At 67.2% G+C, this 13,022-nt stretch carries 10 protein-coding genes; 6 read left to right on the forward strand and 4 right to left on the reverse strand.

Going from position 1 to position 13,022, the window contains the following annotated elements; genetic code table 11:
- Positions 1 to 56: 56 nt before the first annotated feature.
- Together IFT58_RS08445 and IFT58_RS08450 are read right to left on the reverse strand one after the other, a co-directional pair.
- A complete protein-coding gene (locus IFT58_RS08445; RefSeq protein ID WP_192094462.1) occupies positions 57 to 710 on the reverse strand; it encodes an energy transducer TonB in 654 nt (217 codons plus the stop codon).
- 195 nt (positions 711 to 905) lie between these two features.
- Entirely contained in the window at positions 906 to 1,640 is a 735-nt protein-coding gene (locus IFT58_RS08450) for an SIMPL domain-containing protein (RefSeq protein ID WP_188326658.1), read from the reverse strand.
- A gap of 129 nt (positions 1,641 to 1,769) precedes the next feature.
- On the opposite strand from IFT58_RS08450, the gene IFT58_RS08455 reads away from it, so the two are divergent.
- From IFT58_RS08455 to tldD, 4 genes are all read left to right on the forward strand, one after another.
- The gene (locus IFT58_RS08455; RefSeq protein ID WP_192094463.1) at positions 1,770 to 2,378 is read left to right on the forward strand and encodes a Maf family nucleotide pyrophosphatase; all 609 of its coding nucleotides are present in this window, start codon (positions 1,770 to 1,772) and stop codon (positions 2,376 to 2,378) included.
- Positions 2,371 to 3,858, forward strand: coding sequence for a ribonuclease G (rng, locus tag IFT58_RS08460; protein WP_188326659.1), 1,488 nt, complete (start codon positions 2,371 to 2,373; stop codon positions 3,856 to 3,858). The genes IFT58_RS08455 and rng overlap by 8 nt, the downstream gene beginning before the upstream one ends.
- Positions 3,859 to 3,888: 30 nt before the next feature.
- On the forward strand, positions 3,889 to 7,776 hold the full coding sequence (locus IFT58_RS08465; protein ID WP_192094464.1) for a YhdP family protein: 3,888 nt from the start codon (positions 3,889 to 3,891) through the stop codon (positions 7,774 to 7,776).
- 70 nt (positions 7,777 to 7,846) lie between these two features.
- Positions 7,847 to 9,292, forward strand: a complete 1,446-nt coding sequence (gene tldD / locus IFT58_RS08470) for a metalloprotease TldD (protein WP_192081867.1) — start codon at positions 7,847 to 7,849, stop codon at positions 9,290 to 9,292.
- Positions 9,293 to 9,357: 65 nt separating this feature from the next.
- Here the strand turns inward: tldD and yjgA are convergent, their stop codons facing one another.
- Positions 9,358 to 9,960, reverse strand: a complete 603-nt coding sequence (yjgA, locus tag IFT58_RS08475) for a ribosome biogenesis factor YjgA (protein ID WP_192081866.1) — start codon at positions 9,958 to 9,960, stop codon at positions 9,358 to 9,360.
- A gap of 68 nt (positions 9,961 to 10,028) precedes the next feature.
- Here yjgA and pmbA point away from each other — a divergent pair, with 68 nt between their 5' ends.
- Positions 10,029 to 11,402 (forward strand): metalloprotease PmbA, encoded by a 1,374-nt coding sequence (gene pmbA / locus IFT58_RS08480; protein WP_192094465.1) that lies wholly within the window; start codon positions 10,029 to 10,031, stop codon positions 11,400 to 11,402.
- An 85-nt stretch (positions 11,403 to 11,487) separates the two neighbouring features.
- On the forward strand, positions 11,488 to 11,871 hold the full coding sequence (locus tag IFT58_RS08485; protein ID WP_188326664.1) for a DUF4870 domain-containing protein: 384 nt from the start codon (positions 11,488 to 11,490) through the stop codon (positions 11,869 to 11,871).
- Between the two features lie 321 nt (positions 11,872 to 12,192).
- Here IFT58_RS08485 and IFT58_RS08490 read toward each other — a convergent pair whose 3' ends face one another.
- Positions 12,193 to 12,993, reverse strand: a complete 801-nt coding sequence (locus tag IFT58_RS08490) for a MipA/OmpV family protein (RefSeq protein WP_192094466.1) — start codon at positions 12,991 to 12,993, stop codon at positions 12,193 to 12,195.
- Positions 12,994 to 13,022: the final 29 nt, after the last annotated feature.

Below are 13,022 nucleotides of genomic sequence, written 5' to 3' on the forward strand. Positions count from 1 at the left end.
GTGATCTGCGTCAAACGGTGCGGCCGGGGCAGGGCACGCCTGCCCCGGCGGTCGGCTTACTGCGGCAGCGAGAAATCAATGGGGACCAGGCCCACGGACGCGGTCGCCACGCCATCGCGCATCGACGGTTCGAACGTCCAGCGACGCAGCACCTGCTGGCGCGCCGCAGTGTCCAGCGCGCGCGAGCCACTGCTGCGCTCGATCGTCACGCGTGTGGGCTGACCCTTCGCATCCACCTCCACACGCAGCAGTACCGTGCCCTGCTCCTGGTTACGCAGGGCAGCGATCGGATACGACGGCGGCGGCGCGCTGCGATAGCTCAGGTAGGCGCCTGCACCGCCCATGGCGGGCGCCTCGGTCGGTGACGGGACGGCCTGCGGCGCAGCGACTGCAGACGCAGGCAGCGCAAGCACCGGTGCCGGGTCGATGACCGCAGGGGGCAAGGCCAACGGCGTCGGTAGCGGCTGCACACTCGTCTGCGGCGGCACCACCGCCACCGGATCTGCAGGTGGCACGGGCGCGGGCGGCAGCGGCTTTTCCGGCGTGATCCAGCGGATCTGTGGCGCCTCGCGCGGAAGCGGCAGGGCGACGTAGGCGGCGGGGATGATCAGCAGCAGAAAGGCCAGCAGATGCAGTGCGATTGCCGCACTCCAGGCGGTGATCCTGACCGGATCGACGTGTTGCGGTACAGCCGGATATGCACGAACCATGATCCACCTCCATGCGGGACAGCGAGGGAACATCGTCTTGCCGGCCGGTGCCGGTGATGCAGGAATAGCGCGCTGAGCAGCGTGTGCCCAGTGGGCGCGCAGGCAGCGTTTGGCTACGGGTCAGGCAGCAGACCGGTGTGGTGTCCGGGCAGGTCCTCTTCGCGGGGGCGACGAGGACCCGCCTGGATCACGGCATCAGCGTCCGAGTTCGAACACGACGTCCAGGTTCACCGAGACGGTGGTCTCACCTGCGGCTACCGGCGTGCTCATGTCGGCGGCCATCGGGGCGGCCTGTGCGCGCATCATCACCGGGCGGAAACCGCCGCCACTGCTTTCGGAAATGCTGACGATGCGACGGACCTGCAGCCCCAATGACTTGGCATAGGTCTGCGCGCGAGCCTGCGCCTTTTTCAGCGCGGCCAGGCGGGCTTCGTCATAGACCGGTTCCGGCTGGTCGATCTCGAAGCTCGGCCCGTTGATCTGGTTGGCGCCCTGCGCCGCCAGTCCGTCGAGCACCTTGCCCAGCTTGGCAATGTCACGCACCTTCAGGCTGACCGTGTTGCTGGCCTGGTAGCCGGTGATCTTCGGCGCTTCGTTTTCGGCATAGCGGTACTGGGGGCTCAGGTTCACGCCGCTGGTCTGCACGTCGCGCTCGGCGATACCGGCCGCTTTGATCGCAGCAAGCACTTTGTCCATCTTCTGCGCGTTCTCGCGCATGGCACTGTTGCCGTCGACGGCTTGGGTGACGACGCCGGCCGACAGGGTGGCCACGTCAGGTACCCGGCTGGCTTCGGCATTGGCGGACACGTTGAGCAGGGTGCCTTCCACCGGCGCGATGGCAGGGGCCGGTACGGCGGCGTTTGCGGTCACGGAAGCTCCCAGGGCGAGGGACAGGGCGAGCAGAAGCGGGGAAAGAGCAGGGCGACGCATGGTGATCTCCTTGAAGGCCATCGAGGTTGCTGGCGTAGGGATGAACGCGTTGTGAGCCGGAACGGGGTTGCCGGTTTTCCCGCCGTGTTGCCGACGATTCAGGCGCTGCGCGCAGGGTATGCTGTGTGGATGCTCTATCTTGCCTCCCGCTCCCCCCGCCGCAGTGAATTGCTTGCCCGCCTTGGCCGCCCGTTCCAGTCTCTGGACCTGGACGTGCCTGAAGTGCGCCTGGCCGGCGAAAGCCCACGTGATTACGTGCTGCGGGTGGCCACCGACAAGGCCCGCGCGGGACTGCTCGCGGTAGCCGGGACGGATCCGCGCGCCCAGGTGCTGGGATCAGACACCGAAGTCGTGTTGGGCGAGCGGGTGTTCGGCAAGCCGACCGATGCCGACGATGCCGCCGCGATGCTGCGTGCGTTGTCCGGCCGCAGCCACCAGGTGATGACCGCCGTGGTGCTGGTCGACGCGCAGGGCGTGCACGCTGACGTGGTGGTGTCGGAGGTTCGCTTCGCCACGCTGGACGATGTCTCCATCGCAGCCTATGTGGCCACCGGCGAGCCGATCGGCAAGGCCGGTGCCTACGCCATCCAGGGGGAAGCAGAGCGCTTCATCACCCATCTGGCCGGGAGCTATTCCGGCGTGATGGGATTACCGCTGTACCAGACCGACCGGTTGCTTGCCGGTGCCGGCTTGCCTTCCCAACCTGTTGCCGCCACGGAGGCTGCCGTACATGTCTGAAGAAATACTGGTCAACGTAACTCCCCGCGAAACCCGGGTAGCGGTGATCGAGAACGGCATGCTGCAGGAGCTGCATATCGAGCGCGGCTGGCGGCGCGGCGTGGTCGGCAACATCTACAAGGGCAAGGTGCAGCGGGTCATGCCCGGCATGCAGGCTGCCTTCGTCGAAGTGGGCCTGGACCGCGCTGCGTTCCTGCATGCCAACGACGTGGTGCGGCCGGCGCCCGTGGCCAGCCCGGATACCGATGGCACCACGCTGCCGCCGCCCTCGTCCGTGCCGATCGTCGAGCTGCTGCGCGACGGCCAGGACATCGTGGTCCAGGTGGTGAAGGATCCCATCGGCACCAAGGGCGCGCGCCTGACCACGCAGATCAGCATTCCATCGCGTTACATGGTGCTGCTGCCGCAGTCCAAGGTGGTCGGTGTCTCGGCGCGGATCGAAGACGAAACCGAGCGGGCGCGGTTGAAGACGCTGGTGACCGAGCTGTCAGCGCAGCACGGCGGCTACGGCTATATCGTGCGCACCAATGCCGAAGGCCAGCCTGCCGAGGCCATCGCCGAGGACGTGGCCTACCTGTCGCGCGTCTGGAACGTGGTCGAGCGCCGTGGCCGCGAGGCCGCGTCGTGCAGCGTGATCTATGAAGACCTGAGCCTGCCGTTGCGCTCGGTACGCGACCTGATCCGCAAGGACGTGGACAAGGTCAAGGTCGATTCCAAGGAAACCTTCGTCCAGCTGCAGGCCTTCGTCGCCAAGTACATGCCGGTGCTGGCTGAAAAGCTGGAGCTGTATGCCGGCGACCGTCCGATCTTCGACATGTTCGGGGTGGAGGACGAGATCGGCCGCGCGCTGGACAAGCAGGTGCCGCTGAAGTCCGGGGGCTACCTGGTGATCGACCAGACCGAGGCGATGACCACCATCGACGTCAACACCGGTTCGTTCGTCGGCCAGCGCAACCTGGAAGAAACCGTCTACCGCACCAACCTGGAGGCGGCCCAGGCCGTGGCCAGGCAGCTGCGGCTGCGCAACCTGGGCGGCATCATCATCATCGACTTCATCGACATGGTGGATGCCGAGCACCGCCGTCAGGTGCTGCGTACGCTGGAAAAGGCGTTGGCGCGCGACCACGCCAAGACCACCGTCTATGATTTCTCGCCGTTGGGCCTGGTGGAGATGACCCGCAAGCGCACCGTGGAGAGCCTGGAGCGCCAGCTTTCCGAGACGTGCCCGCAGTGCAGTGGCCGCGGCAGCATCAAGACCACCGAAACGGTGACCTACGAGATCTTCCGCGAGATCACCCGCGCGGTGCGTCAGTTCGAAGCGGCGCGCCTGCTGGTGATTGCTTCTTCGAAGGTCGTGGCGCGGATCACCGATGAAGAATCCACGGCAGTCGCCGAGCTGGAGGAATTTCTCGGCAAGAGCATCAGCTTCCAGGCTGACGACCAGTACCTGCAGGAACAGTTCGATGTGGTCCTGCTCTGATCCAATCCGGCCGGTTGCCGGCCAAGGCCGATGAGCGCACCGCCGCGCCAGCGACTGCGAAGGATCCGCCGTCTTGCCCTGTACGCGCTCGCTATCACCCTGGTGGTGGTGGCGTTGCTGGTGGGTACCCTCAGCCAGCTGTTGCCGCTGGTTGAGCGCAATCCCGACAAAGTTTCTGCGTGGTTGAGCACGCGTGCCGGGCAGCCGGTGCGCTTCGATGCGTTGAAAGCGCAGTGGACCCGCCGCGGGCCGCTGCTGCAGCTGGATGGACTGCGTATCGGCGCCGGCGAAGGCCTGCGCATCGGCCAGGCCGAGGTGCAGGTGGCGATGTATGCCGGCCTGTTGCCGGGCCGATCGTTGACCGAGCTGCGCCTGCGTGGCCTGGCGCTGACCCTGCAGCGGGCCGATGACGGGCGCTGGAGCGTGCGTGGATTGCCGGCGGCGAAAACCGGCGACCCGCTGGACGGCCTGCGTCGGCTGGGCGAACTGCAGGTGGAGCAGGGTCGCCTGACCATCGAGGCACCGTCGATAGGCCTGCAGACGACCTTGCCGCGCCTGGATCTGCGCCTTCGGGTGGACGCTGATCGGTTGCGCGTTGGCGTGCGGGCCTGGGCACAAGCCGATGCGCTGCCATTGGCGGCAGTACTGGATGTAGATCGTCGCGCCGGCAATGGCGAGGCGTGGCTGGGCGGCGATCCCGTAGACCTGCAGGCCTGGTCGCCGCTGCTGTCCGGTGCCGGCGTACAGCTGTTGCAGGGCCGCGGCGAGCTCAACGCCTGGGTGGCCCTGCGTGATTTCCGCCCGGTGATGGTCACCACGGACTCGGATCTGTCCGGACTACGGCTTGTCGGCACGCCGACGGCGCACGTGGCCAAGCCCACATTGGACATCGAGCGCCTGCAGGTACGTGCGCGCTGGCGTTACAGCGCCGGTGGCTGGCGGGCGGAAGCCCCACGCCTGCGGGTGCGGGCGGAAGATCGTGAGCAGGTACTGGATGGACTGCTGATCGGTGCAGGACAGCACACCGCGCTGGTGGCCAACAACATAGACGGCAACGTGCTGCTGCGGGGCCTGGCGCTGACCGACCGGGTGGATGCCGGCCTGCGCGACTGGCTGTACCGCGCCCATCCCCAGCTGCGCGTGCGCAAACTGCAGGCACGCGGTGAGCGCAACGGTCCGTTGTGGGTGCAGGGCGACCTCGACACATTGGCGTTTTCCAGCGTGGATGGGGGCCCCGGCCTGGTCGGTATCGGCGGCCGGTTCCAAGGCGATGCCGAAGGGTTCTCGTTGCAGCTGCAGTCCCGACAGCAGATGCAGCTGGACTGGCCAAAGGGATTCGGCGTGCGCCACGACGTGCGACTCGCCGGTGAGATCGTCGGTTGGCATGACGAAGCGGGCGGTTGGCGGGTCGGCACGCCGGCGCTGCGTGTGCAGGGCACCGACTACGCTGCCGATGTCCGTGGGGGACTGTGGTTCCAGGGCGACGGCACGCGGCCGTGGATGCAGCTGGCAGCGAAGATCGACGATGTCCCGATGACCGCTGCCAAGCGCTTCTGGATCCGTTCGAGGATGAGCGAGCATGCCCGTGACTGGCTGGATACCGCGTTGCAGGCGGGCCGCGTGCGCAACGGCATCGGCCTGGTGGCCGGCGACCTGGACGACTGGCCGTTCGACCGTAACAACGGGCGCTTCGAAGCGACCGGACATATTGAAGACGGCACCATCCGCTTCCAGAAAACCTGGCCCGACATGACCGCCGTGGAGGCGGACATCGCGTTCATTGGCCCCGGCTTCTCGCTGACGGGACGTGGCGATCTGGCGGGCGTGAACGTGGATGCGATGCAGGCAGGCATTGAAGATTTCGGTGAGACGCCGCTGTACGTGCGCGCGCAGAGCCGCAGTGAGTCCAGCAAGCTGCTGGCGATGCTGCGTCGCAGCCCGCTGCACGCACAGTACGGTGACACGCTCGATGCGCTGAGCGTGAGTGGCCCCGCTGCGGTGGACTTCGATCTGCTGCAGCCGTTGCGTGCGGGTCAGCCGGGGCACCTGAAGGGCAGCGTGACGCTGGAGGGCGTGAAGCTGGCCGACAAGCGCTATGCGCTGGATTTCGACGACGTGCGCGGGGTGGCCCAGTACGCCGGCGGCGGTTTCGGTGCCGACAACCTGGCGGTTCGTCACCTGGGCGCAGCGGGCACGCTGAGCCTGCGCGCAGGCGGCTTCGTGCGCGATCCGCAATTGGCCTTCGAATCGCAGCTGGACGCCAACCTGGATGCCGGCGTGCTGCTGGATAGGGCGCCGGAGATGGCCTGGCTGAAGCCGTACATCACCGGCCGCTCGAACTGGACGATCGGCGTGGACATGCCGAAGGCCGTCGCCGCTGCCGCCACTGGCGGTGCGCCGGCACCGGTGCCGCCCGCACGGTTGCACCTGCAGTCGGACCTGGTGGGCACGGTGCTGAGCTTCCCCGCGCCGCTGGACAAGCCCGCCGGTGAAGCGCTCGATACGCGCGTGGCTGCACAGCTGCCGATGGGCGATGGCCGCATCGAAGTGGCGTTCGGTGAGCGTCTCGCCTTGGCCGCGCGCACCCACCAGGGCCAGACCGGCGTGCAGGTCACGCTGGGCAGCGCACGGGTCGACCGGGATCCGCCCGCCAGCGGCTTGGCGGTGAACGGCCGCAGCGGGTCGCTGGACGCGTTGGAGTGGATCGGACTGGCACGGGGTTCGGCTGCAGACAGCAACGATGGGGCAGGCAATGACCCCATGCCGCTGCGTTCGGTGGATGTGCAGGTGGCGCAGTTGCTGCTGATCGGAGGGGTGTTCGAACAGACGCGACTGCAGTTGCGGCCGACCCCGCAATTCCTTGATGTGCGTCTGGATGGCCCTTCGCTGGCCGGCCAGTTGCAGGTGCCCACCGCCCGCGGCGGCACCATCAGTGGCGCCTTGCAGCGCGTGCATTGGAAATCGCTGCCGGGCCCGGTGCAGCCCCGTCCGCGCGACGGTGCGCCGATCGTGATGCCCGACGGGGAGGTGATGGCCGCGCGGGTACAGGCCACGGCCAACGACACCGATCCGGCCGGCATCCCGCCGTTGTCGCTGGACATCGCCGACCTGCAGTTCGGCAAGATCACGTTGGGCCAGGCGACACTGCGCACCCAGCCGGTGGTGAATGGACTGCGCGTGCAGCAGCTGGACTTCCGCTCACCCAAACAGGCCATCGACGTGCGCGGCGACTGGCTGGGTAAAGGGCCCGCAGCGCGTACCGCGCTGACCGCGCAGGTACGCAGCGAAGACCTCGGTGACCTGCTGCGTGACCTGGACTACGGCGGCCAGCTGCGCGGCGGCCAGGGCCGCATCGACCTGCAGGCCGGCTGGCAGGGCGGTCCCTCTGATTTCCAGCTGGGCAACCTGCAGGGCACGATGACCGTCGATGCGCGCAATGGCCAGCTGTTGGAACTGGAGCCCGGCGCCGGGCGCGTGCTGGGCCTGCTCAGCATCACCCAGCTGCCGCGGCGGCTGATGCTGGACTTCCGCGACTTCTTCTCCAAGGGCTTCGCCTTCAACCAGATCGGCGGCACGCTGGCCTTCGCGGACGGGTCGGCCACCACCGACAAGGTGATGATCGAAGGGCCGGCCGCGAACATCCGCATCCGCGGCCGTACCGACCTGCGCAACCAGCAGTTCGACCAGACCATCGATGTCAATCCGCGCTCGGGCAACCTGCTGACCGTCGTCGGTGCGGTGGCCGGCGGCCCGGTGGGCGCTGCGCTGGGCGCGGCCACCAATGCGGTGCTGTCCAAGCCGCTGGGCGAGATCGGTGCCAAGACCTACCGGGTAACCGGGCCCTGGAAAGAGCCCAAGGTGGACGTGGTGGAGCGTGATGCCGCCGCGCCTCCGCCGCCCAAGCCGAAAGCGCGCTGAGCGCCTTCCTCCCTCACAACGGCGGCGCGGTGGCTTGCCAATGCCGCCATCCGCCCCCAGATTGAACCCCATGACCGATAACGCCCTGACCCTCGCTACCGACCGCCTGCTGCAGCCCGCCGGGCTGGATGCCGGCCTCCTGGAAACCACCTTCGGCCACCTGCTGGGCCCGGGCATCGACTTTGGTGACCTGTATTTCCAGCACGCCCGCCGCGAAAGCTGGAGCGTGGAAGACGGCATCGTCAAGGACGGTGCGCATTCCATCGAGCAGGGCGTCGGCGTGCGCGCGATTTCCGGTGAGAAGACCGGCTTCGCCTACTCCGACGACATCCACCGTGACGCGCTGTCCAGCGCAGCGCAGTCCGCGCGCGCGATTTCGCGCGAGGGCGGGGCGCAGACCGGCAAGTCGCTGCTGCGCGGCGATGCGCGCGCGCTGTACCCCGCGCTGGATCCGGTGGACAGCCTGGGCAACGAAGCCAAGGTGGAGGTGCTGAAGCGGTTGGACAGCTACCTGCGCGCCGCCGACCCACGGGTGAAGCAGGTCACCGTGAGCCTGTCCGGCGGCGTGGACACCGTGCTGATCGCCCGCAGCGACGGCGTGCTGGGGGCGGATATCCGCCCGCTGGTCCGCTTGAACGTGCAGGTGATCGTGGAGCAGGGCGGTCGCCGCGAATCCGGTTATTCCGGCGGTGGCGGTCGCTACGACTACACCGAGCTGTTCGCCAATGGCCGCCCGGAAGCCTTTGCCCGCGAAGCGCTGCGGCAGGCCTTGGTGAACCTGGAGGCCGTACCGGCCCCGGCAGGCGTGATGCCGGTGGTGCTGGGTCCGGGCTGGCCCGGTGTGCTGCTGCACGAAGCCGTGGGTCACGGGCTGGAAGGTGACTTCAACCGCAAGGGCACCAGCGTGTACGCCGGTCGGCTTGGTGAGCGCGTTGCATCGCCCGGGGTGACCATCGTCGACGATGGCACGCTGGAAGGTCGCCGTGGCTCGCTCAACATCGACGATGAGGGCCAGCGGACGCAGTGCACCACGCTGATCGAAGACGGCATCCTGGTCGGCTACATGCAGGACTCGCTCAACGCGCGGTTGATGGGCATGGCGCCGACCGGCAACGGCCGCCGCGAGTCCTTCGCGCACCTGACGATGCCGCGCATGACCAATACCTACATGCGCGCCGGTCAGCACGACCCGCAGGAAATGATCCGTTCGGTGAAGAAGGGCCTTTACGCCGTCAATTTCGGCGGTGGCCAGGTTGATATCACCAGCGGCAAGTATGTGTTCACCGCGACCGAGGCTTACCTGATCGAAGACGGCCGCATCACCGCGCCGGTGAAGGGCGCCACGATCATCGGCAACGGTCCGGAAACCATGCAGAAGGTGCGGATGATCGGCAACGATCTGGCACTGGATGCAGGCGTCGGCATCTGCGGCAAGGACGGCCAGAGTGTCCCGGTAGGCGTGGGCCAGCCCTCGCTGCTGATCGACGGACTCACTGTGGGTGGCACCCAGGCGTGATGCCTGCGGTGCTGAGCCTGGGTAGCGCCGAGCCAGGCTCGGCGGCTTTCCCGCCCCGGCGGACCTCAGTCCTGGGCGTCTTCGGTCGCGTCGCTGCTTTCGTCAGCGTCCACGTCTTCGTCGCTGTCGGTCACGATCAACCCCAGCGCCGCCGGCAGCATGAGCGTACGCAGCACCTGGAAGATCTCGCGGTACGCACGCGGCGGCTTGTTCTTCGCCTTTTCGGCCTGGGCATTGCGCACCAGCGTGCGCAGCTCCTGCCGGTCCGCCTGCGGGTATTCGCCCAGCAGCTTGGACAGCGCCGCGTCACCGTCGTTCATCAGCTTCTCGCGCCAATCTTCGGCACGATGCATCATCGCCACTTCGCGGCGACCGGTATCACTGTTGGCGTCCAGCGCCTCGCGGATCGCATCCAGCGCCGATTCTTCCTCGCGCCGCATGTGCTTGGCCAGGAACGCCAGCTGCCGCTTGTGCGCGATGTGCGCGGTGATGCGCTTGCATTCGGCGATGTGCGGCAGCAGATCCTCCGGCACCGGCAGGCGCGCCAGCTGCGCCGGTGTCAGCGAAACCAGCTTTTCGCCCAGCGCAAGCACGTCCAGCGCATCGTTGCGCTTCTGCTTGCGGCTTTTATCGTGGAATTCACCGGTTTCTTCGTCGCGTCCGCGCATCGTCTTTCCTACTTTCGTAAATACGTCGCCCGGCGCCGTGCCGGGCCCAACCTGTACAGGATAAAGCATTGAACGTCATCGCCCCTGAAGCGGCCGTTGCCACTGGCCCCGAGGCCCGGCTGGAACAGCTGGCCGACATTTCCCAGCAGTTGCTGGACCATGCGCGCCGACTGGGCGCCAGCCAGGCCGAGGTGTCCTGCAGCGAGGATCGCGGGCTGGATGTGAATGTCCGCCTGGGCGAAGTGGAGACAGTGGAATCCACTGCCGACCGCGGCATCGCGGTCACGGTGTACTTCGGCAAGCGCAAGGGCAGCGCCAGCACCGCCGATCTGCAGCCGTCCAGCCTGGTGGCCACGGTAGAGCAGGCCTGCGCCATTGCCCGCCACACCGAAGATGACGTCGCGTCCGGTCTGGCGGATGCCGAGCTGATGGCCCGTGAATTCCCGGATCTGGATGGCTGGCACCCGTGGGCGCTGCAGGCCGAGCACGCCATCGATCTGGCGCTGGCCTGCGAAGCGGCTGGCCGCGAGAGCGATGCCCGCATCAGCAATACCGACGGCGCCTCGGTGTCCACCGGCCAGAGCCTGTCGGTGTATGCCAACTCGCACGGTTTCTTTGGCCGCGAGCGCGGCACCCATCATTCCATGAGCGTGGCCTTGATCGCCGGCCACGGCGATGGCATGCAGCGGGACGGCTGGTACACCAGTGCGCTGGCCCGTGAGGACCTCGAGGACGGCGCGTCCGTCGGGCGCAAGGCGGCCGAGCGCACCATCGCCCGATTGCAGCCGCGCTCGTTGGCGACGGCCAGCATGCCGGTACTGTTCGCCCCGGAAGTGGCGCGCAGTCTGATCGGCCACCTGCTGTCGGCGGTGTCCGGTGGGGCGCTGTACCGCGAAGCCAGCTTCCTGCTGGACAGCGTGGGCACGACGCTGTTCCCGTCCTGGATGCAGATCGACGAGCTGCCGCACCTGCGCCGTGGTCGCCGATCGGCCGCGTTCGATGGCGACGGTGTGGCCACCCGCACCTCGGCCATCGTGCGTGATGGCGTGCTGCAGCGTTACATCCTGGGCAGCTATTCGGCACGCAAGCTGGGCCTGCAGACCACCGCCAATGCCGGCGGCGTGCACAACCTGCAGATCGCGCCCAGCGAAGCGGGCCTGGATATGCGGTCGATCGCCCGGCAGATGGGCAATGGCCTGCTGGTGACCGAACTGATGGGGCAGGGCGTGAATGCCGTGACCGGCGACTACTCGCGCGGCGCCGGTGGCTTCCGCGTGGAGAACGGCGAGATTTTGTACCCGGTCGATGGCATCACCATTGCCGGCAACCTGCGGGAAATGTTCCAGTCCATCGAGGCGATCGGCAGTGACATCGACCCCCGCTCGCACGTTTCGATGGGCTCGCTGCTGGTCGGAAAAATGACGGTGGCCGGTAACGATTGATGTCGTGAATGGCGTACTCTTGCCGGGCTGTGACGGCCTGCGGGGAGCGGGCCGCGCTGACCCATTACCTTAAAAGGAGTTTTCCATGAGCGAATTCGACAACGTCACCGCCCCGCCGCCGCCGCCGACCAGCCTCGACCCGGCCCCGGCCGATCAGCGCACCATGGCACTGGCTGCCCACCTGCTGGGTATCTTCACCTGGTTCATCGGCGCGCTGGTCATCTGGCTGATCAACAAGGATGACGCCAGCAAGGCCTTCGTCACCGACCAGGCCAAGGAAGCGCTGAACTTCCAGATCACCATCGCCATCGCCATGGCGATCTGCGTAGTGCTGATGATCGTCTTCATCGGCGCGCTGTTGATGCCGGTGGTCGGCGTGCTGAACGTGGTGTTCTGCATCATCGCTGCAGTGAAGGCCAACAACGGCGAAGCGTACCGCTACCCGTTCACCCTGCGCCTGATCAAGTAATCCTGTTCCTGCGGAGCAGACGACGCCCGGCACTGCCGGGCGTTTTTTTGCCCGCAGCCCCAGCTACACGTGCCCCTGGCTACACGCAGCCCCGGTCACCCAGCCCCGGTCATGTACCCTCGGTCACGTACGCCCGTTCACGTACGCCCGGTCACGTATGCCCGGTAGAGCCGACTTCAGTCGGCTGCCGTAGCTGTCGTTGCGTCACCCCCAATGGGCGGCGCTGGTTAGGCGGTGATCTGCAATGAGCAAAGCCCCGCGCGTGCGCCGGGACAGCGCCGGCTTGCCGCAAGCGCCGGAGAGAACGCGCGCGGTCCCGACTCAGAATCCGCGCGAGAACCCCACGAACACGGACGCGGTGCCCTTGGTATCGCGCTCCAGCAAGGGACTGTTCTTTATGCTGCTGGGGAGACGGCTGTACTCTGCGCTGGCCCGCAGCGACCATGTGCGCCCGACGGGACGGAAGTAGCTCAGGCCGATCTGCGGCAGGGTGGCAGCACCCGGCCGGTAGTCGACCACGCCGCGGGCCACTTCGCTGTCCAGCGTGCCGTAATAGTAATTGGCGGTGTCCTTGGACATCCAGGTGATGCCCACGTTCGGCGACAGCGTGCCCTTGCCTACCGGGATGGGATAGCTGTACTGCAGCGTTGCCTGTTGGCCGCCGCTCTTGTCGGTGACGTCGGCCAAGAGCTCCAGTTCCAGCTCGCCCGCTGTACCGGCCCAGCTGACGCCTAGTCCCCCATCAAGTGCGATCTTGCGGTCTTCCAGCAGACGGTGGTCTATTCCATTGCGTCCCAACTCCGCGCGGCCCAGGTCCTTGACCTCGAAACCGTCAAAGCGTGCCTTCAGCAGCGCCGCGACTTCCCAACTGTCGTTCTGCACGAAGCGCCAGCCCGCGGCGATTCCCCGAAAGTAGAAACGCTCGCCCTCGTAGGTGACCAGGGGAACCGGTTGCACGCGTGTGCCCTCACCCGCGTACGGGCTGTCAGAGACGATCGCCGCCAGGCCCACGCTCCAGCGCGGTGGCTCTTGTTCGGCGGCTTCGACCGGGTCAGGGGTGTTCTGCGCAGCGGCGCTGAAGGAGAGGCCGGAAAGCAGAAGGGGCAGGTAGTATTTCGACATGGGGGAGCCTCATCAGGAGCGGGGTGTTC

The sequence above is a fragment of the Stenotrophomonas sp. CFBP 13718 genome, from assembly GCF_014842145.1.
Taxonomy (GTDB): Bacteria; Pseudomonadota; Gammaproteobacteria; order Xanthomonadales; family Xanthomonadaceae; genus Stenotrophomonas.

Excerpts from the sequence above, each read along its gene's own strand:
- IFT58_RS08445 (WP_192094462.1), bottom strand. The coding sequence starts at position 710 with ATGGTTCGTGCATATCCGGCTGTACCGCAACACGTCGATCCGGTCAGG.
- IFT58_RS08450 (WP_188326658.1), bottom strand. The coding sequence starts at position 1,640 with ATGCGTCGCCCTGCTCTTTCCCCGCTTCTGCTCGCCCTGTCCCTCGCC.
- IFT58_RS08455 (WP_192094463.1), top strand. The coding sequence starts at position 1,770 with ATGCTCTATCTTGCCTCCCGCTCCCCCCGCCGCAGTGAATTGCTTGCC.
- rng (WP_188326659.1), top strand. The coding sequence starts at position 2,371 with ATGTCTGAAGAAATACTGGTCAACGTAACTCCCCGCGAAACCCGGGTA.
- IFT58_RS08465 (WP_192094464.1), top strand. The coding sequence starts at position 3,889 with ATGAGCGCACCGCCGCGCCAGCGACTGCGAAGGATCCGCCGTCTTGCC.
- tldD (WP_192081867.1), top strand. The coding sequence starts at position 7,847 with ATGACCGATAACGCCCTGACCCTCGCTACCGACCGCCTGCTGCAGCCC.
- yjgA (WP_192081866.1), bottom strand. The coding sequence starts at position 9,960 with ATGCGCGGACGCGACGAAGAAACCGGTGAATTCCACGATAAAAGCCGC.
- IFT58_RS08485 (WP_188326664.1), top strand. The coding sequence starts at position 11,488 with ATGAGCGAATTCGACAACGTCACCGCCCCGCCGCCGCCGCCGACCAGC.
- IFT58_RS08490 (WP_192094466.1), bottom strand. The coding sequence starts at position 12,993 with ATGTCGAAATACTACCTGCCCCTTCTGCTTTCCGGCCTCTCCTTCAGC.